The organism is Brevibacillus sedimenti (genome assembly GCF_020923495.1).
GTDB classification, from domain to species: Bacteria; Bacillota; Bacilli; order Brevibacillales; family Brevibacillaceae; genus Brevibacillus; species Brevibacillus aydinogluensis.
Genome location: NZ_CP064048.1, coordinates 2866034 through 2890725, shown reverse-complemented (window position 1 = coordinate 2890725; position 24692 = coordinate 2866034). Strand labels below are relative to the sequence as shown.

Annotated in this window: 27 protein-coding genes; all 27 read right to left on the bottom strand. The window is 56.4% G+C overall.

All coding sequences use genetic code 11. From position 1 onward, the window contains the following. Window positions 1-31: 31 nt before the first annotated feature. The 27 genes from IRT44_RS14190 to IRT44_RS14060 all read right to left on the bottom strand — a co-directional run bounded on the left by IRT44_RS14190 (window position 32) and on the right by IRT44_RS14060 (window position 24479). Window positions 32-781, bottom strand: a complete 750-nt coding sequence (locus tag IRT44_RS14190; protein WP_212132036.1) for a pseudouridine synthase — start codon at window positions 779-781, stop codon at window positions 32-34. Window positions 782-884: 103 nt separating this feature from the next. Beyond that, window positions 885-1418, bottom strand: a complete 534-nt coding sequence (locus IRT44_RS14185; protein WP_171565542.1) for a spore maturation protein — start codon at window positions 1416-1418, stop codon at window positions 885-887. A gap of 15 nt (window positions 1419-1433) precedes the next feature. Beyond that, the gene (locus IRT44_RS14180; protein WP_171565543.1) at window positions 1434-2024 is read right to left on the bottom strand and encodes a nucleoside recognition domain-containing protein; all 591 of its coding nucleotides are present in this window, start codon (window positions 2022-2024) and stop codon (window positions 1434-1436) included. After that, window positions 2017-3177, bottom strand: coding sequence for a D-alanyl-D-alanine carboxypeptidase family protein (locus tag IRT44_RS14175; protein WP_230076870.1), 1161 nt, complete (start codon window positions 3175-3177; stop codon window positions 2017-2019). The genes IRT44_RS14180 and IRT44_RS14175 overlap by 8 nt, the downstream gene beginning before the upstream one ends. Before the next feature lie 93 nt (window positions 3178-3270). Next, complete coding sequence (gene scpB / locus IRT44_RS14170) at window positions 3271-3855, bottom strand: SMC-Scp complex subunit ScpB (protein WP_171565545.1); 585 nt, start codon at window positions 3853-3855, stop codon at window positions 3271-3273. Beyond that, a complete protein-coding gene (locus tag IRT44_RS14165; RefSeq protein WP_212132038.1) occupies window positions 3845-4612 on the bottom strand; it encodes a segregation/condensation protein A in 768 nt (255 codons plus the stop codon). Before IRT44_RS14165 ends, scpB begins: the two co-directional genes overlap by 11 nt. Before the next feature lie 25 nt (window positions 4613-4637). After that, window positions 4638-5312, bottom strand: coding sequence for a site-2 protease family protein (locus IRT44_RS14160; protein WP_171565547.1), 675 nt, complete (start codon window positions 5310-5312; stop codon window positions 4638-4640). A 208-nt stretch (window positions 5313-5520) separates the two neighbouring features. Then, entirely contained in the window at window positions 5521-5955 is a 435-nt protein-coding gene (locus tag IRT44_RS14155) for a peptidylprolyl isomerase (RefSeq protein WP_029099542.1), read from the bottom strand. A gap of 86 nt (window positions 5956-6041) precedes the next feature. Next, window positions 6042-7364, bottom strand: a complete 1323-nt coding sequence (gene lysA, locus IRT44_RS14150; protein WP_171565548.1) for a diaminopimelate decarboxylase — start codon at window positions 7362-7364, stop codon at window positions 6042-6044. 189 nt (window positions 7365-7553) lie between these two features. Further along, complete coding sequence (locus tag IRT44_RS14145) at window positions 7554-9026, bottom strand: spore germination protein (protein ID WP_171565549.1); 1473 nt, start codon at window positions 9024-9026, stop codon at window positions 7554-7556. Then, window positions 8953-9594 (bottom strand): stage V sporulation protein SpoVABEA, encoded by a 642-nt coding sequence (locus tag IRT44_RS14140; RefSeq protein WP_230076869.1) that lies wholly within the window; start codon window positions 9592-9594, stop codon window positions 8953-8955. The genes IRT44_RS14145 and IRT44_RS14140 overlap by 74 nt, the downstream gene beginning before the upstream one ends. A gap of 29 nt (window positions 9595-9623) precedes the next feature. Next, window positions 9624-9974, bottom strand: coding sequence for a stage V sporulation protein AE (spoVAE, locus tag IRT44_RS14135; protein WP_171565551.1), 351 nt, complete (start codon window positions 9972-9974; stop codon window positions 9624-9626). Next, the gene (spoVAD, locus tag IRT44_RS14130; RefSeq protein WP_230076868.1) at window positions 9974-11002 is read right to left on the bottom strand and encodes a stage V sporulation protein AD; all 1029 of its coding nucleotides are present in this window, start codon (window positions 11000-11002) and stop codon (window positions 9974-9976) included. Before spoVAD ends, spoVAE begins: the two co-directional genes overlap by 1 nt. A gap of 13 nt (window positions 11003-11015) precedes the next feature. Beyond that, window positions 11016-11495 (bottom strand): stage V sporulation protein AC, encoded by a 480-nt coding sequence (spoVAC, locus tag IRT44_RS14125; protein WP_171565553.1) that lies wholly within the window; start codon window positions 11493-11495, stop codon window positions 11016-11018. Between the two features lie 128 nt (window positions 11496-11623). After that, on the bottom strand, window positions 11624-12043 hold the full coding sequence (locus IRT44_RS14120) for a stage V sporulation protein AB (protein WP_171565554.1): 420 nt from the start codon (window positions 12041-12043) through the stop codon (window positions 11624-11626). After that, complete coding sequence (locus IRT44_RS14115; RefSeq protein WP_171565555.1) at window positions 12040-12654, bottom strand: stage V sporulation protein AA; 615 nt, start codon at window positions 12652-12654, stop codon at window positions 12040-12042. The genes IRT44_RS14120 and IRT44_RS14115 overlap by 4 nt, the downstream gene beginning before the upstream one ends. 113 nt (window positions 12655-12767) lie before the next feature. Beyond that, window positions 12768-13523 carry an RNA polymerase sporulation sigma factor SigF gene (sigF, locus tag IRT44_RS14110; RefSeq protein WP_171565556.1) on the bottom strand — a complete coding sequence of 252 codons (756 nt, stop codon included), beginning with the start codon at window positions 13521-13523 and terminating at the stop codon, window positions 12768-12770. Between the two features lie 11 nt (window positions 13524-13534). Beyond that, complete coding sequence (gene spoIIAB / locus IRT44_RS14105; protein WP_171565557.1) at window positions 13535-13981, bottom strand: anti-sigma F factor; 447 nt, start codon at window positions 13979-13981, stop codon at window positions 13535-13537. A 1-nt stretch (window position 13982) separates the two neighbouring features. Beyond that, window positions 13983-14333: an anti-sigma F factor antagonist gene (gene spoIIAA / locus IRT44_RS14100; protein WP_171565558.1), complete on the bottom strand. Its 351-nt coding sequence runs from the start codon at window positions 14331-14333 to the stop codon at window positions 13983-13985. A gap of 149 nt (window positions 14334-14482) precedes the next feature. Beyond that, the gene (locus IRT44_RS14095) at window positions 14483-15673 is read right to left on the bottom strand and encodes a D-alanyl-D-alanine carboxypeptidase family protein (protein ID WP_171565559.1); all 1191 of its coding nucleotides are present in this window, start codon (window positions 15671-15673) and stop codon (window positions 14483-14485) included. A gap of 182 nt (window positions 15674-15855) precedes the next feature. Beyond that, entirely contained in the window at window positions 15856-17949 is a 2094-nt protein-coding gene (locus IRT44_RS14090) for a methyl-accepting chemotaxis protein (RefSeq protein WP_230076867.1), read from the bottom strand. Window positions 17950-18137: 188 nt separating this feature from the next. After that, on the bottom strand, window positions 18138-19097 hold the full coding sequence (locus IRT44_RS14085; RefSeq protein WP_171565560.1) for an ABC transporter ATP-binding protein: 960 nt from the start codon (window positions 19095-19097) through the stop codon (window positions 18138-18140). A 15-nt stretch (window positions 19098-19112) separates the two neighbouring features. Next, entirely contained in the window at window positions 19113-20108 is a 996-nt protein-coding gene (locus IRT44_RS14080) for an ABC transporter ATP-binding protein (protein WP_171565561.1), read from the bottom strand. Window positions 20109-20122: 14 nt separating this feature from the next. Beyond that, on the bottom strand, window positions 20123-21037 hold the full coding sequence (locus IRT44_RS14075) for an ABC transporter permease (protein WP_171565562.1): 915 nt from the start codon (window positions 21035-21037) through the stop codon (window positions 20123-20125). A 6-nt stretch (window positions 21038-21043) separates the two neighbouring features. Then, complete coding sequence (locus tag IRT44_RS14070; protein ID WP_171565563.1) at window positions 21044-21976, bottom strand: ABC transporter permease; 933 nt, start codon at window positions 21974-21976, stop codon at window positions 21044-21046. Window positions 21977-22244: 268 nt separating this feature from the next. Next, entirely contained in the window at window positions 22245-23885 is a 1641-nt protein-coding gene (locus tag IRT44_RS14065; protein ID WP_230076866.1) for a peptide ABC transporter substrate-binding protein, read from the bottom strand. Window positions 23886-24008: 123 nt separating this feature from the next. Beyond that, window positions 24009-24479, bottom strand: a complete 471-nt coding sequence (locus IRT44_RS14060) for an Lrp/AsnC family transcriptional regulator (RefSeq protein WP_171565565.1) — start codon at window positions 24477-24479, stop codon at window positions 24009-24011. Window positions 24480-24692: the final 213 nt, after the last annotated feature.

Below are 24692 nucleotides of genomic sequence, written 5' to 3'. Positions count from 1 at the left end.
AACAAGATATGAACAGATTTTGAACGCTGATTCAGCGGCGGTGCGGCAAGTGCTTGCGGTCCCGGGTCAGGCCCCGTTTCAACCGCTCCACTTCCGACGTCGTCAGCGGCCGGTACTGTCCCGGCTCCAGTCCTTCCAGCGTGAGAAACCCCAACTTGACGCGCTCCAGGCTCAACACCGGATGGCCGATCGCTTCACACATGCGGCGCACCTGGCGATTGCGCCCTTCGTGAATCGTCAGCTCCAGCAGCGCCCGATCACCGGCGGCCGACGTCTTCAGCAGCCTTGCCTGTGCGGGAGCCGTCATGCCGTCCTCCAGCTTGATTCCCCGCTCCAGTCTGTCAACCTTTGCCGGGCTGGGCACTCCTCTTACCCAGGCGCGGTACACCTTATCAATCTCGTAGGAGGGGTGTGTCAGCATGTTGGCCAGTTCCCCGTCGTTCGTCAGCAGCAGCAGACCCGACGTGTCGTAGTCCAGCCGTCCCACTGGATAGACCCGTTCCTTTACACCTTTCAGCAGATCGGTGACGACGCGGCGGCCCTGCGGATCAGAGACACTGGTGATGACACCCGTCGGCTTGTACAGCAGCAGGTAGACGTGCTGTTCCAGTCGAATCGGACGTCCGTCGACGACGATCCGGTCCGTGTCGGGATCGACCCGCGTTCCCAATTCCCGCACCACTTTGCCGTTTACCTGCACCCGCCCCTGCACAATCAATTCTTCGCAGTGGCGGCGTGAGGCGACGCCGGCGTGCGCCAACACTTTTTGCAACCGTTCCATGGATGGTTCACCTCTACAACATCATACCCATTCTTACCAGTGTGGACAAGAACAACAAAAAACTTCCCTCGACCGGGAAGTTTTCCAACCAGCGCATCACGGTTCAGCCAAAGACGTAGGAGACGATCAACAGCGAAAAGATGACGCCCGCCAGATCTGACCACAGCCCAACCCGCAGGGCGTAGGCGGAATTGCGGATGCCGACCGCGCCAAAGTAGACGGTCAGCACGTACAGCGTGGTATCCGTGCTTCCCTGCATCGTGGCGGCCAGCCTGCCGATAAACGAATCGGGTCCGTACTGAGCAATCAGGTCAGTGGCCACCGCCAGCGACCCCGTGCCGGTAAGCGGGCGAAGCAGCGCGAGCGGGACGATCTCTTCCGGCACGTGCAGTACCTCGAGCAGCGGTTTCAGGACGGAGAGCAGCAGTTCCAGCGCTCCGGATTCACGGAACATCGTAACAGCCACCATCATCGCGATCAGATGGGGCAGGATGCGGATGGACGTGGTCAGCCCGCCTTTGGCTCCGTCGACAAACGTCTCGTACACGGGAATCCGCCTGTGCCAGCCGTACACCAGCACGAACGCGATCGTGACCGGAATGGCCCACAACGAAATCAGGGAAACCCATTGGTACATGCCGGCTTCCCTCCTTTATCTCAGCCTGCGGGTGTGACGGTATCGGTGCCAACGATCCAGCAGCAGGGCGACAGCCGTAGCGCCGAACGACGCCAGGAGCGTCGTGCCCACGATTTCGACCGGATTGGCCGAGCCATACTGCATGCGAATCGCAATCATCGTCGTGGGGATCAGGGTAATGCTGGCCGTGTTGATCGCCAACAGTGTGCACATGGCCGGGGTGGCGTGCTGTTTGTCGGGATTCAGTTTTTGCAATTCCTCCATCGCCTTCAGTCCCATCGGCGTGGCCGCATTGCCCAGCCCGAGCAGATTTGCGCTCATATTGGACAAGATGTAGGCCATGGCCGGATGTCCGTTGGGCACGTCGGGAAACAGCCGCTTGATCAGCGGCGCCATCAGCCGGGCGAGCACATCCAGCAGCCCCGCTTTCTCGGCGATGCGCATCAAGCCCATCCAGAAGGCCAGCACGCTTACCAGCCCGAACGCGACGGTCACCCCTGTTTTGGCTCCTTCAAATGCTGCCTGATTAACCGCATCCAGCCGTCCGTTGACGGCGGCCACGACGATGCTGACGACGATCAGGGCGAGCCAGATGACGTTAAGCACTCCACATCCCTCCCGCCATAATCTCCCAGACATGGTCCCAGAACGTCCGCGTCCGCCCGGGCGTCCAGGCCGGTGAGGTATCCTGCACGGTGAGCGGCACCCGGCCGATCAATTGGTCGCCGAGATACACCTGCAAAAATCCGACGTGACTGCCGATCATGCGCTTCGTCACGGACGGCTGGAGCAGTTCCACTTTCGTGCGGATCTGTTCGGCTTCGCCGTTTTGCAGCGGGTAGGCAAACTCGTTGATCGTCACCAGACGCAGCGATGGATCTTCTGCTGCAACATTTGCCTGAATCGTTTGCCCCTTGGCCACGACTTTGCTCACGGCAAAGTGCTCAAACCCCCAGTCCAACAGCTTCATTGAGTCATTCCAGTCATCCGGCGCATTGAGCGTAATGGCCGCCAGCTGCCGACCGTCCCGCGTAGCGGAGGAAGCCAGACAGCGTTTGGCCAGCTTGGTGTAGCCGGTCTTCACTCCGTCCGCGCCGTTGTACAGATGCAGCAGCTTGTTTTTGTTCTGCAAGCGCCGGTCCCATTTCTCCCCTTCCCACGAAATGGTCTTTACCTTGGTCGAGACGATTTGGCGAAAGATCGGATTGCGCAGCGCGTAGGCGGAAAGCTTGGCCATATCCTCTGCGGTGGAATAGTGCAGGTTGCTGTCGTCGAGACCGTGTGGATTGGTGAAGTTGGTGTGGGTCATGCCGATCAGCGCCGCCTTTTCATTCATCAGGTAGACAAAACCGGGCACTGATCCGCCGACGTGATGGGCCACGGCCACGGCAGCGTCGTTGCCGGAGCGGAGCATCAGCCCGTACAGCAATTCTTCCAGCTTCAGCTTTTCGCCCTGCTTGAGGTAGATGGAGGAGCCTTCCACTCCGACCGCTTCCTTCGGCACGGTCACGACGTCCGAAAGCCGGCCCGACTCGATTGCCACAATCGCCGTCATGGTTTTGGTCAGGCTGGCAATCCGCATTTTTTTCGTTCCGTTTTTGGAGTACAGGATGCGCCCGCTGGCCACATCAATCAGGGCGGCCGCTTCCGCGGAGACGTCGGGGAACCCGTTTGCGGCCTCCACCTGCTGCTGCATGAAAAATATCTGCCAAAAAAGAAAAACGACGAGCACGCCGCACAGTTTTTTCCGTACCTTCATAACGTCCTCCCCAACGAATGTAGTACCGGCAGTTTGTACCAGTATATGGGGACGAGTCGTTTGGTAGTACCGAAACTGTCCGATGGCGACTAGCTAGTCGTTTGTCGTCTCTTCCGCTTTTCCAAACAGGGCGGACGCCTCCATCCGGGCTTCCTCGATGTTCAGGTTGACAGGCGGCTCAGGCAGATCACTCAATTCCCGCAGCCCGAAATGTTCCAAAAACTCCTTGGTCGTGGCGTAGAGGATCGGCCGCCCCACGCCTTCCGCCCGGCCCGCTTCACGGATCAGCTGTTTGGAGAGCAGCGTGTTCAGCGCCTTTTCGCACTTCACGCCGCGTATCTCCTCGATTTCCGAGCGGGTGATAGGCTGCTTGTACGCGATGATTGCCAGCGTCTCCAGCGCCGCCTGGGACAATGTGGACTGGCTCGGCGACGAGGCCAGCCGTTCAAAATAGGGGGCGTGTTCCGGCAGGGTGGTCAGTTGGTAGGCGCGGGCCACCTCCACGATCTGAATGCCGCGTCCCGCCCGGCGAAAATCTGCTTTCATGTCCTCGATCAAATCGACGATGGTATCTTCCGGCACTTCGACAATCTCGCTGATTTGCTTGGCGTCAATGCCCTCGTCGCCCGAGATGAACAGCAAGCCCTCGATGACGCCCTTCAGCTTGTCATAGTCCATCAGCTTGGGCTCCTTTCTCCGTATTCTCGCAGATCATGATGTCGTGAAACAGCTTGTGCTGCACGCAGGTAACGTGTTTGGCCTTCATCAGCTCCAACAGGGCGAGAAACGTGGTGACGATCTCCGTACGCGACGCCCCTGGTGAAAAAAGCTGAAAAAAGCGGATCATGCCGCCGCCCACCCGCAAAAGCTGCCGGATGTCCTGCATTCTGTCCTTGATGGAAATTTCATCACGCGACACCTTGGCAATCGGGTCTTTCTCCTTGACCCGTTTCACCAGCTTTTCCAGTGCGCTCAGCAGGTCGTACAGGGTGACGTCCTTGATCGTCTGCTCCTCTTCGCGGACGTAGGGAGACAAGTCTTCCGCCGGACGCGTAAACACCTGGTTGCGCCCTGTCTCCATCTCGCGGAGCTGATCGGCCAACAGCTTGTACCGTTTGTACTCGAGCAGCCGCTGCACCAGCTCTTCCCGCGGGTCTGCCTCTTCCACGTCCATGTCCAACAGCGGTTGAAACACGTGCTCTTCCTTGCGCGGCAGCAGCATTTTGCTTTTGATCGACAACAGTGTGGCCGCCATCACGACGAATTCGCTGGCCACATCCAGCTGAAGCTGCTGCATCGTGTCGATCGTCGCCAGATACTGTTCGGTAATCTCCGCAATCGGGATATCGTAGATGTCTACCTCCGCCTTTTCGATCAGGTGCAGGAGCAGGTCGAGCGGGCCTTCAAAGGAATCTAGTTTGATGCTGTATGACACAAGTAACTCCCTCGTTTCCCACTGGCTAGAACAGCGATAAGATGGCGGTAGCCGCATCTGCCACCAACGAGATGGTCATGCTCAGCGGCGTATTGAGAATCAGGCCCCGCAGCGCCGGCAGGAAGATGAGCAGCAGCAGAAGCCACGGTCCGTATACCTCCAGCTTGTAAAAGAATCCGTCCCAGCGGCGCGGCGATAGAAACCGGACGATTTTGGAGCCGTCCAGGGGATGAATCGGCAGCAGGTTGAACACGAACAGCGCACAGTTGATGAGCACGCAGTTAAACAGCGTTTCATGAATGGCGATAGCAGCCTTTTCGTGCATGCCCATCAACATGTACGACTTCATCACCCAGCCGTAGATCGTCATGAAGAAAACAGCCAGCACGAGGTTGATCAGCGGGCCGGCCGCCGACACGTAGACGATCCCCAGCCGTTTGTTGCCGCGGAATTGCAGTGGATTGATCGGCACGGGCTTGGCCCAGCCAAACGGTCCGAACAAAATCAAAATCAGCCCGAATGGGTCAATGTGGGGAATCGGATTGAGCGTCAGACGCCCTTCCCGCTTGGCCGTGTCATCCCCCAGCTTCCAGGCCACGTAGGCGTGCGCCCACTCGTGCAGCGTAAAGGCGATGACGAACGCAATCAAGCGAAACGGCACCGTTTCCCACTCAAAATGAAACAGATCCGAAAAGTCCATTCCGTTCTCCTCCGAAAAAATCGCTATCTTCTAGCATACCAGCAGACTGGGAGGGATACAACCCCGAGTGCATGGGAGAACGGGGCTCTATCGACAAGCAGCACAAAATCCCCTCCGGCAGACTGGCTTCGCCCTATACGCACCTGGGCGTTTCCCGCAGTCCACCGCGAGGGGATTTGATGAATGCAACGGATATGCTCCCTTGCCGCTATTCAGCGAACACTTCCACTTTTTCCATTCTGTCGCCTTGCTTGATCGCATCCACGTGCTCCATGCCTTTCGTCACGCGGCCGAAAACGGTATGAACGCCGTCCAGGTGGGGGAAGGAGTCGTAGCAGATGAAGAACTGGCTTCCGCCCGTATCCTTGCCCGCGTGCGCCATCGACAGGGAGCCGCGCAGATGCTTGTGCGGATTGCCTTCGGTCTCGCACTTGATGGTGTAGCCCGGACCGCCGGTTCCTGTGCCGTACGGGCATCCGCCCTGCGCCACGAATCCGGGGATGACGCGGTGGAACGTCAGGCCGTTGTAGAATCCCGAATTTGCCAGTTTTTCAAAATTGGCCACTGTTCCCGGCGCTTCCTGATCGAACAGTTCCAGCTCGATCTGGTTGCCGTTTTCCATGGTGATCAACGCTTTTTTCATTCTATTGCCTCCAGACGTGGGAAGAGTCATAACGCCCCCATTTTACCACGCTGCACTTCCCTCGTCCAATCTCTTCCGCTGCTGTCTTAGCGCAGCACTTCAGCACATGTGGGAAGCAGGTCGTGACGGATCAGATCGGCGAAGCTCTCCCGCTTCACCACCAGCTGCGCTTCGCCGTCCTTGACAAAGACGACCGCAGGGCGCGGAATCCGGTTGTAGTTGTTGGCCATGGCGTAGCCGTAAGCGCCAGTGCTGGTGACAGCCAGGATGTCGCCCGCTTGTGCCGGCGGCAGCGTAACATCCCAGATCAGCATGTCCCCCGTCTCGCAGCATTTGCCCGCAATCGAGACCTGTTCTGTCGCCGGTTCGTTCATGCGGTTGGCGACAGCCGCCTCGTATTGGGCCTGGTACAGCGCCGGCCGCAGGTTGTCGGTCATCCCGCCGTCCACGGCCAGGTATTTGCGCACGTCAGGAATCTCCTTGCGAGAGCCGATGCGATACAACGTGGTGCCTGCCTCTCCGACAATGCTGCGGCCCGGTTCGATCCACAGCTCCGGCAGCGGGATGTCACGGGCAGTCAGTTCCTGCCGCACGGCTGTCGTGATTGCTTTGACGTACTCCTCTGGCGGAAGCGGCGTGTCCCCCTCCACATAGCGGATGCCGAAGCCGCCGCCAACGTTCAGCACTTGCGGAAGATAGCCAAACCGCTCTTTTGCTTCCAGAAGTAGTTCTGCCAGTCGCTCAACGGCGATGATAAAGCCGTCCGTCTCGAAGATTTGTGAGCCGATATGGCTGTGTACGCCGAGCAGGTTCAGCCAGTCGCTTTCGTGGGCCTGCTTGATCGCGTCCAATGCCTGCCCGCTCTTGACATCAAACCCGAATTTGGAATCCTGCTGGCCGGTGGAAATGTATTCGTGCGTATGCGCCTCTACACCGGGCGTCACGCGCAGGAGCACCGCCACCTTCTCATTTCGCTCCTCGCCCAACTGCCGGAGGATGTCCAGCTCGTAAAAATTGTCGACGACGAAACAGCCGATGCCGGCATCCAACGCCATCGTAATCTCTTCCAATGATTTATTGTTGCCGTGGAAGTGAATCCGCTCGGCGGGAAACCCGGCCTGCAGGGCGGTGTACAATTCGCCGCCGGAGACGACGTCGAGCGACAGCCCTTCCTCCTCCACCAGCTTGCACATGGCCATGGTGCAAAACGCCTTGCTTGCGTAGGCGACCTGAAAACGGAACCCGGACTGGCGGAACGCCTCCATGTACGCCCGGCATTTGCTGCGAATCAGCGCTTCATCGTACACGTACAATGGCGTCCCGTACCGAACAGCCAGCTCCGTGACGTCACAGCCGCCTATTTCCAAATGTCCCCGTTCGTTTACTCGACTGGTCCCGTGCAAAAACATCCCCAAATCCTCTCCAATCTCCTGCTGCATACCGTGCGGTTGCGTTGTGTCTTTATACATAAAGGCAACTGAGCGCAATTGGCCAGTTGCCGTAACCACCTAGCATCCGAGGCTTACCATTCAATTTACTACAATAAAGTGCGTTTGACAATGGGTTAGGGCTTAATTGTCAGAAAATTCCCCGGCAGTCTACTGCCGTGACGAGTCGGAGGAACGGACAATGCTCGGCCGCTTGTTTTTCATCGGCACGGCCATGCGGATCACCACGTCCTTCATCGCCTTGTAGTTGAACGGAATAAACGGCCAGAGGTACGGGGTATCCAGCGAGCGGGTGGCGGCCAATCCCACCAGAACGACGGTCAGCCCAATCATCAGTCCGGCCGTGGAAAAGAAGCCGACCATCAGGATGAGGAAGAGGCGGACAAGCCGATTGGCCTGCGCCAGTTCATAACTGGGGGTGGCAAACATGCCGACGGCGGCCACCGCCAGGTAGAGGATCACTTCAGGCGCGAACAGCCCCACCTTGATCGCTACTTCCCCCACCAGAATCGCCGCCAGCAAGCCCATCGCGATTGACAGCGGCTGCGGCGTGTGAATCGCCGCCATCCGCATCAGATCGAGTCCCAATTCCGCCAGGACAAACTGCCCCAAGAGCGGAATTTCCGCCTTTTTCTTAATGCCGATATAGGCAAGCTGATCCGGTATCATCGAAGGGTGCATCGCCAGCAGCAGCCAGACTGGCAGCAGAAAGACAGAGGCGAAGATTCCAAAAAAGCGTACCCAGCGCAGATAGGCACCGACGACAGGGGTCTGGCGATACTCCTCGGCGTGCTGGACGTGATGAAAATAGGTGGCGGGCGTGATCATGACGCTCGGCGACGTGTCCACGTAGATCAGTACGTGTCCCTCCAGCAGATGAACCGCCGCCACGTCCGGCCGCTCCGTATAGCGGACGAGGGGAAACGGGTTCAGCGTTTTGCCGATGATGAATTCCTCCACGGTTTTTTCCGCCATCGGAATACCGTCAATCTGGATATTTTGCAGACGCTGTCTCAGCTTCTGGATCAATCCCTCGTTGGCCACATCCTTCAGGTAGGCGAGAGCCACGTCGGTTTTGGTCCGCTCCCCAATCTGCATGATTTCAAAACGCAGCCGTTCGTCCCGAATCCGCCGCCGCGTCAGAGCGGTGTTGGTCACCAGCGTTTCCGTAAACCCGTCGTGGGCGCCGCGGACGATTCGCTCCGTATCCGGCTCTTCCGGCTGACGCGTGGGCAGTTCCTTGGCGTCCATAATGATCGCTTCCGTCGACCGGTCGATGATAATTCCCACCTGGCCCACGAGGAGCTTGTCTAAAAACTCGTCGGTGGTGGACACTTTGGTCAACTGAAAAAACGGGATGTACTTGTGGTACAAATGTTCGAGTACGTTGGACTGCATGTCCCGCTCCCGCAAATCGTTCAGGTCGCGCATTACCTGAACGACGATGTCGGAACTGGCAAAGCCGTTTATGTAGTACAGCAGGAGACGCGTGCCGCCCACGGTAAACTCGTGCACACCCACATCAAAACTGACCCCCACCCCCAGCTTTTCATTCAGATACTCCTTGTTCTCGTCCACGAATTCCGAGATGGGGCGCCGTTTCGTCGCGACTTTCTGTGCCATGGGAACCGCTCCTTTCCAGTATCCATTTCACCGCTCTCAATGTGACCGGGCACCCCTTGTGCAGGTGATCCCTGCCCTGCATCTTGCCGATGTCCCCGATGCCGATGATGTTGGGCACCTGCAGCTCGTTGAGGACGTCAACCGTATCTCCGTAGATGCGGTTTTCCAGCGAGTCATCGGGAAAACCATTCTTGTCCACTGCCTCGTCTACAATCCGCTCCCGGTTGTCCACCGAGACCTTCACTGACGCCCCCCTCACCCCTTTGGCGTTGGAGGCGACGGCGATGGCGCCCAGGACCTCTATATCGGGATGCCGGACCACGTATTCGAGTGCCCGTTCGCCCTGGCCACGTCCGACGTCGCCGTTGTCGTCAAACATGACCAGCACCGGATCGGAGGCAGCCGTTTTGATCAGTTCCACGATCTGCTTGCCGGACAGAGGCGTGGGATTTCCCGCTGACAGGGAAATGGCGCGGCCGCCGATCTGACGTGCTACGGCCTCTACCGCTTTTTGCGCGACGTGATCACCGTCGGTCACCAGAATGACTTTTCGCCGTTGTCCGCCCATGAGGATCACCGTCCCGCTGCATCGGTATTTCAGCCTTTGGGTTTGAAGACAAGTGATGCCAAAAAGCCAAACGCAATCGCCGCAGAAATCCCGGCGCTGGTAACCTCGAATATACCGGTGATGACGCCGATCAGTCCGTGTTGTTCCGCTTCGCTGATCGCTCCGTGATACAGCGCATGGCCAAAGCTGGTGATCGGCACAGTGGCTCCGGCGCCGGCAAAGTCGATCAGCTTGTCGTACACGCCGATGAAGTCCAGAACGACACCGGAGACGACCAGCGTGCTCATGACATGGGCGGGAGTCAGTTTGGCGACATCCATGAGCAGTTGGCCCACGACGCAGATCAATCCGCCCACCACGAATGCGATGAGGTATTCCATTACGCTTCTCCTCCTTCCAACGCCACGGCGTGGGCGATGCACGGGATGGAATTGCCCTGCTGGTAGCTGACCGGGCTTAACAACGCGCCGGTGGCACACACCAGCACTTTTTTCAGCAGCCCTTTGTTCAGCTGGTCGACGATGTAGCCGTAGGTGACCACAGCACTGCTGGCACAGCCGCTGCCGCCCGCGAACACCTCCTGTTCGGGTGAGTACACCATTAAGCCGCAGTCGTTGTATACGCCTTCCATGTCATACCCTTCCCGCTGCATCCATTCCTTGACGATTGGATACCCGACCGATGCCAGGTCACCCGTGACGATCAAATCGTAATCGCGCGGAGTTCGGCCGGTGTCGGAGAAATGAGTCTGCAAGGTAGAGACGGCAGCGGGCGCCATCGCCGACCCCATGTCAAACGGGTCCTTCACTCCCATGTCCACCACTTTGCCGATGGTCGCATAGGTAATACGCGGCCCGTTTCCGCCGATACCGACCAGTCCCGCCCCCGCTCCCGTCACGGTCCACTGGGCAGACGGCGGCTTTTGTCCGCCGTACTCGGTCGGATAGCGGTATTGACGCTCGGCTGTCGCGTTGTGGCTGCTGCAGGCGGCAATCGCCCGGTTGACGTAGCCGGCGTTCACCAGCGCTGCCGCGTTCGCCAGAGTGAGCATGGAGGTGGAACAAGCGCCGTACATGCCCATGAGCGGGATGGCCAGCTGCTCTGCCGTGAAGTTGGTCGTAATGTTTTGGTTTAAAAGGTCACCGGCGATGATCACGTCGACATCCTGTTCGGTCAGCCCCGCCTTGTCCAGAGCAAGCTGCACCGCATCCTCCATCAATTGACGCTCTGCATCCTCCCAGCAATCCTGGCCGGCATACATGTCGTCGTATACCTTGTCAAAATAGGTCCCAAGCGGCCCTTCCCCTTCCTTGGGGCCGACCGCAGTCGCCGAAGACACAAGCCGCACGTCCCTGGTGAACTGCCAGGTTTGCCGGCTAACCCGGAATTCCCCTGCTTGGCTGCCCACGATACGTCCCCCCTTACGTGAACATCTTCCAGAGTGTCTTCAAGATGCCCGCGACAAAGGCGGCCACCACGCCAAACACGATGACGGAACCGGCCAGCTTGAACATGTTGCCGCCGACCCCCAGCACATATCCCTCGCTGCGATGCTCAATCGCGGCAGAGGCGATCGAATTGGCAAACCCGGTTACCGGCACTGCAGAGCCGGCTCCCGCATACTGGCCGATGTTGTCGTAGATGCCCAGGCCGGTCAGCAGCACGGACAAAAAAATCAGGGTGGCCACGGTCGGATTGCTTGCTGTTTTTTCGGTAAATCCGAAAAAGCTGATATACATGTTCTGCAAGATTTGTCCCAAGAGGCAGATCGTCCCGCCTACCCAAAAGGCGCGCAGCGAATTGAGCAGGACGTTTCGCTTTGGCTGGTATTTGGCCGCCTGTTGCTGATACAGTTGCTTCGTCATGGGCATCGAATTGGACGTTTTCGTCTTGGTCCCCACCTTGATCACTCCTTATTGATTCATAAGTGCAGTGCTGCCACTCCTGACCGCATGCATATGGCATATCCATATGATTCCAATTACGATTCACTTCTATGAATGGATGTGTTTTCCATCATAGTGCGCGATTACAAGTGAAACAGCCACTGCAGCAGTGAACCGCCAATCTTTCCGAACACCATCGCCATCAGCAGGACAATCAGCTTATCGTCCACGTTCAGCCTTTTCGCCAAGATCGGAAACACGTTCAGCACCTCGGTCAATCCCGCCGCCAGCATGCCCACGAACACGCCGGCGATGATGCCGTACAGGGAAGTGATCACCAGCGGCAGACGCGCCACCCATTGAAAAAAGTCAGCCAAGGTAAAAAATAGGGCACCGGCCACGAGCGCCCATTCCAGCGCCTGAATGTAGCGCTTGGCATTGGTCAGCTGCGCCAGCCGCGGAATGATGTCCAGCACGGTGATAAAGGCGACGAATCCGCTGCCGACGGCCACTCCCCCTCCCAGTCCGATCAGCACCAGCAGCAGATAGTGCCAGACGTTCATGTCTTGGTCCGCTCGTTTTCCTTGTTTTCGTGCTGGATGTAATACTGATCCAGGCTTTGCTGATACATGAACAACTCCACTTCCAGCGGACTGGGCTCTTCTGTAATCCGTTTTTTAAACAAATGATTAAAAAACAGGATCATCCCCAGTCCGATTCCGATCGAATAGGGGATTTGCAGCCACAGCGGCTGCTCGCTCGCCTGCCCGGTGATCAGGTAGTGGATCCGCTGATGAACCTGCAGCATGCTCACGTCCGTATGAAAGTTCATGATCGCCAGACCCGACCCGACAAACAGCAGCAGCCATACTGCGGCTACCAGCACCAGCTTGGGCCGTTTCCGCGGGTTGAGCACTTCCACGATGATTTGCGCCGCTCCCTGAATCTCCAGCGGGGTTTCCGGGTAGGCGGTCCGGATCTTGCGAATCACCTGCATGATGTCGATGATGATCAGATCGCCGTCTTCCGGCTGCACGCGATAGACAGGCATTCTCGCTAATGCCTTCTCCCGTTCCCCGTCCCAGTAGAGCTGGCAGATGTCTCCCAGGGTGATCACCGCCTGCGGTTTGACAGACAGCCGTTTTCGCAGTCGCAGATACAAAGGTTCTTGCACGTCCACCCCTCCTTTGTGCCCTGCCGATCTTTCGCTAGTATGCGCCGTTTGCCGGTCCTATCATGCAGTTGCAGCCTCACACTTTATCGCGCATAAAAAAAGACCAGACGAGCTTACTGCTCAATCTGGTCCCTGATTGTTTGCAAGATGCGCTTCTCCAGCCGCGACACCTGCACTTGCGAGATGCCCAGCCGCTCTGCCACTTCCGATTGGGTCTGATCCTTGTAGTAGCGCAGATAGACGATCAGCTGCTCCCGCTCGTTCAGCCGGCTGATAGCGTCCTTCAGCGCAATTTTTTCAAACCATCGGTTGACGCCTTCATCGGCAATCTGGTCAATCAGCGTAATCGGATCACCGTCGTTTTCAAACACCGTCTCGTGAATCGACGACGGCGCCCTGCTCGCTTCCTGAGCCAGCACCACCTCTTCCGGCGTAATGCCCACAGCCTCCGCCACTTCCGAAATGGTCGGCGCCCGGCCGTACGTTTTATACAGCTCGTCTTTTGCCCGCCGCACCTTGTTGGCCGTCTCCTTGAGAGAGCGGCTCACCTTGACCGTCCCGTCGTCGCGCAAAAACCGCTGAATTTCCCCGATGATCATCGGCACGGCGTAGGTGGAAAATTTGACGTCGTACGCCAGGTCAAACTTGTCCACGGCCTTCAGCAAGCCGATGCATCCAATCTGGAACAGGTCGTCCGCCTCGTAGCCGCGGTTGATAAAGCGCTGGACGACCGACCACACCAGCCGGATGTTGCTGTTGACGAGCAGCTCGCGGGCTTCAGCATCTCCCTTCTGGCTCTTGGCAATCAATTCCTTCACTTGATCATTGGTCAGAAAAGGCTGACTGGCATTTTTGATATCGGCACCCATTGGCACTACCCCTAATTTTGCAAGGCTTTGGCACACGAAAGGCGTTTGGTCAGGCGAACGGTGGTTCCTTTTCCGACGGCGGTCACCACCTCCAGTGTGTCCATGAAATTTTCCATGATCGTAAAGCCCATTCCGGAGCGTTCCAGTTCCGGCTTGCTGGTGTAGAGCGGCTGCATGGCCAGATCGACGTCCTCGATGCCTTTGCCCTGGTCTTCTACCAGCAGATCGACCAGGCCGTCTTCGATGCTGACAGAGATGCGGACCACGCCTTCAGCGTTTTCCTCGTACCCGTGAATGATCGCGTTGGTAACAGCCTCGGACACAACCGTTTTGATCTCTTCCAACTCTTCGACCGTCACATCCCATTGCGAGATGAACGATGCGACGGCCACACGGGCAAACGCTTCGTTTTGGCTCAGGGCAGCAAACGAGACCGTCATGAAATTGCGCGTGGTCATCTTACGCCACCCCCAGTACATGCAGCGCTTCCGCTTCGCTTTCGCGGAACTTGATCACCTTGAACAGGCCTGACATCTCAAAAATCCGGTAGATGGTCGGATTGATCGAACATACGACCATTTCGCCGGAGCGGGCAGATATTTGCTTGTAACGGCCGAGAATGACTCCGATGCCAGAGCTGTCCATGAACGCCAAATCGGCCAGACTGAGTACGATGTGGCGTATATGCGTATTGCGCAGAATCCCATCCACCGTGCTGCGCAACTCTTCCGCCGTGTGGTGATCCAGTTCTCCCTGCAAACGGACGACCAGCACGTCCTGCTTGGTCTCCGTGGCGATGCGTAGACTCATGGCTGACACACTCTCCTTCATCCCGTAGTTCTCTCTCTTTTCTGTCCGGCGTGTTCCATTTCCTGCCATGCGACAAAAGAACAAAAAAATCGAGCAGCCGAAGGTCACATTCGTGGCAACTCGATTCTTTTCGCGATCGTGCTGACAGTTCAATAGCCAATCAAGACGTGTTTTGTGGTTCGCTTGAGAATCTCCCACATGCCTGCCTTCTCTATCGATTGCTCCGGATAGAGATCAATACGGCTTACTTCTTTGCCTTCCTTGTTTCGGATGAAGATGTGACCGACAACCTGGTCTTTGCTGATGGGCGCATTTACCGTCTGATTCAGGACGACCTCCCTGGTGTAGTGATCAGGCGATTCGCCCCGCTTCATCAGCAGACTGACCGCTTGCGGTGTAATGACATTGACCTGCGGCAGCTTTCCCTTGTCCACGGTGATCGGCTGCACCACTTCTCCCTTTTTATAGACCGGCTGCACCTGGAAGTGGGTAAACGCGTAGGTGAACAGCGTGGCCACTTCCGCATTGCGCGTCTTGGTATCGGGTTCTCCCATCACGACGGCGATCACCCGCATGTTGTTGCGCTTGGCAGTTGCCGTCAGGCAGTATTTCGCTTCGCTGGTGTAACCTGTCTTCAGCCCGTCCACCCCTTCGTAAAACCGGACGAGGCGGTTGGTGTTGACCAGCCAGAACGGATTGTCCGTGTCTTTTCGCAAATAGTCCTGATAGGTCCCGGTATATTTGGTAATCAGTTCGTGTTTTAACAGCTCGCGGGACATAATCGCAATGTCCATCGCCGAGGAGTAATGATTGGGGGCCGGCAGACCGTTGGAATTCACAAAATGGGTATTCTTCATGCCGAGCTGCTTGGCCCGCTCGTTCATCCGGGCCACGAATGCCTCTTCTGTGCCGGCCAGATGCTCGGCCATGGCGACAGAGGCGTCATTGCCGGACGCGATTGCGATACCCTTGATCATGTCTTCGACGGTCATTTCTTCTCCGGGCTGCAAAAAGATTTGTGAGCCCCCCATCGACGCCGCCCGTTCGCTGGTGCGAACCTTGTCGGTCAGCTTGATCTCGCCTCGATCCAGCGCTTCCATGATCAGCAGCAGCGTCATCACTTTGGTGATGCTGGCCGGAGGCAGTTTTTCATGCGCGTTTTTCTCGAACAGAACGGTGCCCGTATCCGCTTCCATCAAGATGGCGGACGTCGCGTGCGGCGCGAAATTCATCTCCTTTTGATCGGGGGCGGGTTTTTCATTGGCTGCCGCCGCCATTGGAGAAAAGAAAGCAACACATGTGATGAGCACAGACAGACCCAGATTCAGCGTCCTTTTCATAGCATTCCCTTCCCTCCATTCATGGTTTTATTCTGACCAATCAAACAGGAAAATATTCACATGGAAGGCAACAGCGGATTTCCGAGAGCGAAACGCTTCACACGGGACAGGCAGCTCCCACCACTACCTTTCCCATTTTTGCTAAAGAAAAGCCCCTTCGCCCGGGCGAAAGGGGACCGCATTCAGATCACAAACTTGCGAACGTTGTTGGACAATTCATCCGCCAGTGATTTCAGTTGTTCCACATTTTCACTGATCCGCGCAATGGCGTTCAGCTGTTCGTCGACCGTTTCCACGACGCCGCCAAGCGACTGATTGATCTCATCTGACATGGCGGAGAGCCGGTGCATCGAGCTGGTAACCACCTGGTTGCCGGCGGCCATCTCTTCTGACGCGGCCGACATCGCTTCGCTCTGTTCCGCCGCCGATTGAATGTCGGCGACGATGTGCTGGAAGGCAACACCCACTGACTCTACGGACTGAAGTCCATTGTTGACCATCGCGACGATCTCGTCCATATGGCTGCTCATCCCCATCGCGTCGTTGTTGATTGAATGGGCAATGGAGGCGATGTGTTCAGAGAAGGCACTGCTCTCTTCCGCCAGCTTGCGGACTTCGCTGGCGACGACGGCAAAACCGCGTCCCGCTTCGCCGGCGCGGGCAGCCTCGATTGTCGCATTGAGCGCCAGCAGGTTGGTCTGCGCGGCGATGTTTCTGATCATCTCCACGATGCTGGTAATCTGGCGGGCCCGGTCTCGTAGGCCATGCATCTGACGGGCCGTCTGCTCCACTTCACCGGTCGCGTGCCGGACGGTGGAGATGACATTTTCCACCAGTTCCAATCCGTCCGAAGCCCGCTCGAAGGTGCGTGTCGTGGCCAGCGTCGTCGATTCCGCCGCTACTGCCACTTGTTCCACCCCTTGCGAAATCTCCGACACGGTACGGACGGCAGCCGCCACTTCACCCGTTTGCAGGGCGACCCGCTCGGAAATGGTGGAGACGTTGTCCGTGATCAGCTGAATCGCCCCTTTGTTTTGCTGGGCGAAGGCCGACAACTCGTCGGCGGCGTCGTTCAAACGGGCGGCTTGTCCCTGCACGAGCGAGATCAGCGTGCGCAGTTCCGCCACCATTTCGTTCATTTTTCGGCCCACCATGGCCAGTTCGTCGCTGCCTTTGACCTCGATCTCCACGTCAAACCGGCCGGAACCGATGCGCTCCATGTCCTTGGCGATCGCGTACAGCGACCTGCGGATGCGCTTGGCGAACCACCAGATCAGCATGGACGACAGGGCAATGGCAGGCAGGCTGATGAGGGCGAAGTAAAGCCCCATACCGTTTACGTCTCCGTACACCTCGTCGATGCCCGTAGTCAGGACGACACTCCAGCCGATCGACGGGATAGGCGCCAGTGCCGCAAAGGAGTCCAGCCCGTCTGCTTCATACAACAAGCTGCTGCTTTGCTTTTGTCCTGCCAACTCGAGCATCTCCTCGTAGTCGCCGTTTTCGGCAAGGGAAAGCTTTCCGTTTTGCCCGGGGTCGCGGTGAGCAATGACCAGCCCGTCCGGCCGGACCACAAACGCATACCCGTTCTGCATGAACGGAATCGCCTCTACCTTGTTGATGATCGGCTCAATCGTAAAGCCGACTACCAGCACGCGAGAGGTATCCTTGTTTTTCTCGCCGACCGGTGTGGCGATGTAGAGATAGCTTCTGTCACCGCCCAGCACGATCTCTTCATCCGAGACGACTGGGGCCTCTGTCGACACGACCTGTTGAACGAACTTCTTCTGCCTGAAATCCGTCTCAACCCGCCCCGTTAGCGAGTACAGCGCTTTTCCGCTGGCCGTATCCACCAGGTAGATTTTCGCAATCTCCTTGTGGCTTTGCCGCAGCAGTTGGAACTGCTCCTTAATCAGCGGCTCCATCTCCGTCATCATCACGCGCTTAGACGCCGTCTCCCGTGCAGAGTCCATCATTTCCACGATCCAGTCCTCCATGCTGGCGGCATGCTGTTCCGCCAGCATTTTCGCCTGGGTGGACGTGATCCCGATCAGCGTCGACTTGGACAGGGACAGCGCTATAAATTGAAGAGAACCGATAATGACCAAAACAAGAACAATGCCAAACGCAATCATTTTGGTGGCAAGCGAACCCTGGAGCTGTCCCTTGAACGACTCCAGCACCCGGGGCGTATTCCGCAGCCAACTCGGCAATGTTTCCTTGCGCACTCCTCGCAGACGCATGTCCCGAAAATGCGGCAGTCGCAGTTTTTTCATGAGCCAACAGCCCCCTTTTTTCCAATCAGAAGCTCCATAATATGCCAGGCCGGCAGCAATGAAAAAAGCCTCTGCGAACAGATATCAGGTGAAGATACCCAGTCGTTTCGCAGAGGCCACATGTACCGTGTTGTCAAGAAAGGAAGGATTCCCAATCGGATTGATCGGGAATGCCTGTCCTTGCGTTTCTAGTTGTATAAATGGCAGGCCGCGAAATGGCCCGGTTCCACCTCTTTCCACACCGGCTCGGCAGCGGCGCATTCCGGCATCGCCTTCGGGCAGCGGGTGCGGAAATGGCAGCCGCTCGGCGGATTCATCGGGCTGGGCACGTCGCCCTGCAGGACGATGCGCTCCCGTTTCCGCTCCACTTCCGGGTCCGGAATCGGGATGGCCGAAAGCAGTGCCTGGGTGTAGGGATGGAGCGGTTTTTCATAGAGCTTCTCACTCTCGGCCAGCTCCACCATTTTGCCAAGGTACATGACGGCGACGCGATCGGAAATGTACTTCACCATCGACAGGTCGTGGGCGATGAACATGTAGGTCAGGCCCATCTTTTCCTGCAGCTGCTGCAGCAGGTTGACCACCTGCGCCTGTACCGACACGTCCAGCGCGGAGATCGGCTCGTCGCAAACAATAAACTTCGGCTCGACCGCCAATGCGCGGGCGATCCCGATCCGCTGGCGCTGACCGCCGGAGAATTCGTGTGGGAAGCGGTTCATGTGTTCCGGGTTCAGGCTGACCAGCGACAACAGCTCTTGAATTCGTTCCTTGCGCTTCTGGCCGGTCGCCAGGCCGTGAATGTCAAGCGCCTCGCCGATGATGTCGCCCACCGTCATCCGCGGGTTGAGCGACGCGTACGGGTCCTGGAAAATCATCTGCATCTTGCGGCGCATTGCTTTCATTTCCTGATGGTTCAGTTTCATCACATCTTGACCTTCAAACAGGACTTCGCCTGCAGTAGGCTCGTACAATCGAAGAATGGTACGGCCCGCCGTGGATTTGCCGCAGCCAGACTCCCCTACCACGCCAAGCGTTTCGCCGCGCTTGATCTCAAAGGTCAGATCGTTTACGGCTTTCAGGGTATTGTCACCGATCTTGAAAAATTTCTTCAGATTGCGTACTTCAATGAGTGTATCGCGTTTCTCCACTGGTTACCCCTCCTCTTACGATCCTGCGCGGTTCTGCGCCAGCGGGTGCTGCAGCCAGCAGGCGGCGCGTTGTGTCGAGCTGATATCTTTCAATTCAGGATCGTACTCCTGGCAGACGCGCATGGCTGATTCGCAGCGGGCAGTAAATCCGCAGCCGACAGGAGGACGAAGCAGGTCCGGCGGAGTGCCGAAAATCGGCGTAAGCGGCTCGTCGCGATTCAGGTCCAGGCGCGGAACGGAGCGCAGCAGCCCTTTGGTGTACGGATGCTGCGGATTGTAGAAGATGTCGTCGACCGTTCCCGTTTCGATCACCTTTCCAGCGTACATGACGATGACGCGGTCGCACATTTCCGCCACGACACCCAGGTCGTGCGTGATCAGGATGATCGACGTGCCTGTCTTTTTCTGCAGTTCTTTCATCAGGTCCAAAATCTGCGCCTGAATCGTCACGTCCAGCGCGGTGGTCGGCTCATCCGCAATCAACAGCTTGGGCGAGCAGGCGAGCGCAATGGCAATCATGGCACGCTGCCGCATCCCGCCGGAAAATTCGTGCGGATACTGGTCGACGCGTTTTTCCGGCTGCGGGATGCCGACCATGTTCAAGAGTTCGATGGCACGCGCACGGGCATCGGCACGCGTCATCTTTTGATGCTTGATCAACCCTTCCATGATCTGGTTGCCCACAGTCAGTGTCGGGTTCAGCGAGGTCATCGGGTCCTGGAAGATCATCCCGATATCCTTGCCGCGAATCGCTTCCATCTCTTTGTTTGACTTATTGACGATGTTCTCGCCGTTGAAGATGATTTCCCCTTTTTTGATTTCACCCGGCGGCATCGGAATCAGCTTCATCAGGGTTTGCGCCGTCACGGACTTGCCGCAGCCGGACTCCCCTACAATCGCGACTGCTTCTCCCTTATTGACGTAAAAGTTCACGCCGCGTACCGCTTTTACTTCCCCCGCGTACGTGTGGAAGGAGACATGCAGGTCTTTTACTTCAAGAATGCGTTCCATTGTGATGATCCCTCCTATTTGCGCAAGCGTGGGTCTACGGCGTCGCGCAGACCGTCACCGAACAGGTTGAATGCCAGCATTGTTATGGAGATGAAGAGAGCCGGGAACATCAGCCGCCAGGGGTAGTATCTCATGGCCGACAAGCCTTCGGACGACATTGTACCCCACGATGCGACCGGAGCAGAAACGCCCAATCCGATGAAGGAAAGGAACGACTCCGCAAAGATCGCGTTCGGTACGGTCAGACTCAACGTTACAATGATCGGCCCCAGCGCGTTGGGGATCAGGTGTTTGAAAATCAGACGGCTGTTATCCGCACCAAGGGAGCGGGCTGCCAGGACAAACTCTTGCGCCTTCAATTGGATAATTTGGCCGCGGACAATCCGCGCCATCCCGATCCAACCGGTAATGGTCAGAGCGATGATGATGGTGCCAACCCCCTGCTCCATCACCACCATGAGCAAAATCACCACGAGCAGGTATGGAATTGCGTACAAAATATCGGCAATACGCATCATGATTTCATCCACTTTGCCCCCGTAGAAACCGGCGATACCGCCCCAGATCATCCCGATAATCAAGTCGATGATGGCTGCAGCAAACCCTACTTCCAGCGAGATGCGTGCGCCGTACCAGACGCGGACGAAAACGTCACGGCCCAAGTCATCCGTCCCAAACCAGTGCTCAGCCGACGGCGGCTGGTTCTTGCCTGTAAGTTCAGTCGTCCTGTAGTCATGGGAACTGAAAATCGGGATAAAAATGGCACAGGCGACCAGGATCAGGATAAAGATCAGGGAGGCCATGGCCACCTTGTTCATTTTCAGCCGGCGCCAGACGTCAGCCCAGAAAGAGAGGCTGGGACGCTTGATTTCCTCCGCCTGGCGAAAATCGACGGATATGGGCTCGAAATGCTCTTTCGTCAGTTGCATGAAACATTACTCCCTTCCTGTGTCACTCAGTTTGATCCTCGGGTCAATCAGAGTGTACGCGATGTCTACCAGCAAAACCGCCGTGACGAGGATAATCGAGTAGAACACTGTCGTTCCCATGATGACCGTGTAGTCGCGGTTCGTGATGGACATGACAAACTCGCGTCCCAGTCCGGGCACCCCGAAAATGCGCTCGATGACAAACGCACCCGTCAAAATGTTGGCAACAAGCGGACCCAGGTAAGTAATGACAGGCAGGAGAGCGTTGCGAATCGCGTGCTTGACGGTAATCGTAACCGTGTTGAGGCCTTTGGCTTTTGCCGTCTTGATGTAGTCCTGACTCATCACTTCCAGCATATTGGAGCGGGTGAGGCGTGCGATAAACGCCATCGGCATGGCAGCCAACGCAAGAGAAGGCAGAATCGTATACTCAAATCCTTCCCACTTCGCAATGGGAAACCAGCCCATTTTCATTGCAAAGAAGTATTGTAAAAATGACGCAAGAATAAAGCTGGGAACAGACAATCCGAGCACAGCGAGAACCATGGCAGTATAGTCCTGCCATTTGTTGTGCTTCAACGCCGCAATGACACCCAGCGTGATGCCTCCAAAGATGGCAATCAGCAGGGCTTGCGCACCCAGATGGGCAGATACGGGGAACCCGCGGTTAATGATTTCATTTACCGTGGAGGACTTTTCGGCAAATGACGGCCCCAAATCCCATTTGAGGATGCCTATCAGATAATCGAGATACTGCTCATGCAGCGGCAGATTCAGCTTGTATTTGGCCTCCAGCGCGGCGCGAATTTCGTCCGGAACGTTTTTTTCGGACGTAAACGGACCACCCGGAACCGCTTTCATGATGAAGAAGGTGGCCGTTATGATCAGGAATAGCGAGAGCAGCATAAAAAAGATACGCTTGCCAAGATAACGGATCAAAAAAACTTACCCCCTTATGCATTGAATGATGGTGTTGTTGCTTTCACGACCCATCTTTGCACTGCGTTCCCACGGAAAGCAGTGCAAAAATCGGCTGTGCAAATAACCCTTGTGGCAGATCTCTTGCTCTTATTCTCTCTCTATCGGCGTACTGCCGTCTGTCTCTTGCAACCAGTCCGCAAAAGATAAGGTATATGGGGTTCCATATACCTTATCCCTGCAGAACCGGGGGCCGTTGGCGTGCGCTCAAACGGCGGGGAACTCACGATTACTCAATGTACGCCCATTTCCAGTCGACGCCGCCCAGACCGTCGATGACGACGCCATGGACATCGTCGTCCTTCACCCAGGAGAGGGTGTAGAAATAGATCGGCATGATGGGCATTTCGTCCATCAGGATCGCTTCCGCTTCGGCGAGGGTCTTCATGCGCTGTTCTCCCGATTCCTTCGCGGAGCGGTTCAGCAGCTCCTTGAACTTCGGATGTTCCCAACGGGTGTCGTTGTTGCCGCCATCCTTATCCTTGTACAGTTCCAGGAAGTTGATCGGGTCGTTGAAGTCACCCAGCCAACCCATGCGGCCGACCTGATAATTCCCCTCGTGGAGGTCTTCCAGGTACACCTTCCACTCTTTGTTTTCCAGTTTCACGTCTACGCCGAGATTCTTCTTCCACTGGTCCTGAATCGCCTGAGCGATCTTTTGATGGCCCTCATGCGTGTTGTAGGAGAGTGTGATCGTAGGCAGCTTGGAAATGCCCAGCTCCTTCATGCCCTCTTCCAGCAGTTTCTTGGCCGTGTCCACGTCGTTGTCCTTGAAGTAGCCGTCCTTGTTCAGTGCCATGGATGGCGGCACGGCGCCCATGGCCGGGAGCTGGCCGGTCTGCAGGATGTTGTCAATCAGGGACTGACGGTCGATCGCATAGGCAAATGCTTTCCGGATCTTCACGTTGTTGAACGGCGGTTTCTCAGTATTGAACTTGTACCAGTAGACACCAGCGATCGGCTGAGTCGTCATCTTTCCGGAGTCTTTCAGCGCCGGAATGGCATCCGTCGGCAGGGAGCTCATCGGTGCGCCGGCCCAGTCGAGATCGCCGTTTTCATACATGTTCAGCTCGGTCATCTCGTCCTCTACCATGGAGAACTCGATGCGTTCCAGCTTGACGTTTTCTGCGTCCCAGTATTTGTCGTTTTTCACGAGCACCATTTTGCTCTTGTGCTCCCACGATTCCATCTTGAATGGACCGTTGCCCACGTGGGTGCTCGCTTCGTTCGCCCACTTCGGATTCGATTCGACCAGTTTTTTATTGACCGGATAGTACGTTCTGAACGTGGTCAGTTCGAGGAAAAACGGCGTCGGGTTTTCCAGTGTCACTTGCAGCGTCTTTTCATCCAGCGCTTTTACGCCGACGTCGTCCGCTTTCGCTTGATTCCTGTTGAAGGCTTCGCCATTTTTAATGTAGTAGAGCTGATACGCGTAGTTGGATGCCGTTTTCGGATCGAGGGCACGCTTCCAGGCGTATTCAAAGTCATGGGCTGTTACCGGATCACCGTTGCTCCAGTAGCTTTCTCGCAGGTGGAACGTGTACGTCAGACCGTCGTCAGATACGTCAATTTTTTCCGCTACAGACGGTTCCGGTGTTTTGCCGTCCTTACCAATCCGGGTCAGGCCGTCAAAGGTCGCCTGAATGATCGCACCGGACGTCGTGTCCTCGGCAATGCCCGGGTCAGCAGTCGGCGGCTCGGAATGCAGGTTCAGCCGCAGAACTTGCGGTTTTTTCTCTTTGTTATCGGCTGGTTGTTGATCAGCAGGCTTGTTTTGATCGCCCGTAGATGCTTGCTGACCACCGCAACCGGCCAAAGCCGCACCGAGAACAGCTACAGAACTGACAAGTGCAAAAATGCTCTTTTTCAACGCAATAACCCCCAATTCTCTGATCTTTTTTCTCTTTCTTCCTTCTTTTGTCTTTTTTCCGAATATTCAAATACCAAAAAATGGACAAGTGCTCGCGATGACTTTGACTGGCATCAACTCCTTTCACTGGATCGGCACTTCGTCGTCACGAACGAACGAGAAGGAATCCTTGTACTGCTTCAGTTCCAGCGACACGTCGGCCGCGGCGATTCCCTCAATTTGCGAAAGCCGCTCGTTGACGAAGGTGATGAGTTCTTCGTTATTATGGAAACACGCTTGAATGATCAAGTCGTGCTTGCCGCTGAACGCACCCACGAACCGAACCTCGGGAAACTTGCTCAGCTCCTCGGCCACGCTGTTTTGCCATCCCAGCTTGGTGGTCAGACCGATAATGGCCTGAACGTGCAATCCCAGCTTTTCCGGATCGGGGTGAATCACGAACTGAAACACGCCATCTTGCAACAGGCGGGTGATGCGCGAACGGATGGTGCCCTCGCTCAAGCCTAGTTGTTGAGCAATTTCGGTATAGGGCCGTCGTCCGTCTTCCTGGAGGATCTGCAGGATCTGTTTATCAACATGGTCCAGCTTTCTCATAAATACGATTTTTGTAGAACCTCCATCAGATTTTTACGAAATTCGAAAAAATCGTTAACATTTTGCCTGTCACCTTAAAAATATACGCAATTGTTATTGGTGTCAACGAATTTTGACAAGTAGAATTATAAAAAATTATAAACGGATTCTTAACAATAAATAATTTTTTATATTATATGGCAAGCCTCTTTTCTACCATTGAACCGCAATTCA

Bases quoted from the DNA above. Each gene is read 5' to 3' on its own strand.
- IRT44_RS14090 (WP_230076867.1), bottom strand. From the start codon at position 17,949: ATGAAAAAACTGCGACTGCCGCATTTTCGGGACATGCGTCTGCGAGGA.
- IRT44_RS14190 (WP_212132036.1), bottom strand. From the start codon at position 781: ATGGAACGGTTGCAAAAAGTGTTGGCGCACGCCGGCGTCGCCTCACGC.
- spoVAE (WP_171565551.1), bottom strand. From the start codon at position 9,974: ATGGAATACCTCATCGCATTCGTGGTGGGCGGATTGATCTGCGTCGTG.
- sigF (WP_171565556.1), bottom strand. From the start codon at position 13,523: ATGGGTGCCGATATCAAAAATGCCAGTCAGCCTTTTCTGACCAATGAT.
- scpB (WP_171565545.1), bottom strand. From the start codon at position 3,855: ATGGACTATGACAAGCTGAAGGGCGTCATCGAGGGCTTGCTGTTCATC.
- spoIIAB (WP_171565557.1), bottom strand. From the start codon at position 13,981: ATGACCACGCGCAATTTCATGACGGTCTCGTTTGCTGCCCTGAGCCAA.
- IRT44_RS14080 (WP_171565561.1), bottom strand. From the start codon at position 20,108: ATGGAACGCATTCTTGAAGTAAAAGACCTGCATGTCTCCTTCCACACG.
- IRT44_RS14155 (WP_029099542.1), bottom strand. From the start codon at position 5,955: ATGAAAAAAGCGTTGATCACCATGGAAAACGGCAACCAGATCGAGCTG.
- IRT44_RS14095 (WP_171565559.1), bottom strand. From the start codon at position 15,673: ATGAAAAGGACGCTGAATCTGGGTCTGTCTGTGCTCATCACATGTGTT.
- IRT44_RS14120 (WP_171565554.1), bottom strand. From the start codon at position 12,043: ATGAACGTCTGGCACTATCTGCTGCTGGTGCTGATCGGACTGGGAGGG.
- lysA (WP_171565548.1), bottom strand. From the start codon at position 7,364: ATGTTTTTGCACGGGACCAGTCGAGTAAACGAACGGGGACATTTGGAA.
- IRT44_RS14145 (WP_171565549.1), bottom strand. From the start codon at position 9,026: ATGGCACAGAAAGTCGCGACGAAACGGCGCCCCATCTCGGAATTCGTG.
- IRT44_RS14185 (WP_171565542.1), bottom strand. From the start codon at position 1,418: ATGTACCAATGGGTTTCCCTGATTTCGTTGTGGGCCATTCCGGTCACG.
- IRT44_RS14175 (WP_230076870.1), bottom strand. From the start codon at position 3,177: ATGAAGGTACGGAAAAAACTGTGCGGCGTGCTCGTCGTTTTTCTTTTT.
- IRT44_RS14060 (WP_171565565.1), bottom strand. From the start codon at position 24,479: ATGAGAAAGCTGGACCATGTTGATAAACAGATCCTGCAGATCCTCCAG.
- spoIIAA (WP_171565558.1), bottom strand. From the start codon at position 14,333: ATGAGTCTACGCATCGCCACGGAGACCAAGCAGGACGTGCTGGTCGTC.
- IRT44_RS14075 (WP_171565562.1), bottom strand. From the start codon at position 21,037: ATGCAACTGACGAAAGAGCATTTCGAGCCCATATCCGTCGATTTTCGC.
- IRT44_RS14140 (WP_230076869.1), bottom strand. From the start codon at position 9,594: ATGGGCGGACAACGGCGAAAAGTCATTCTGGTGACCGACGGTGATCAC.
- IRT44_RS14160 (WP_171565547.1), bottom strand. From the start codon at position 5,312: ATGGACTTTTCGGATCTGTTTCATTTTGAGTGGGAAACGGTGCCGTTT.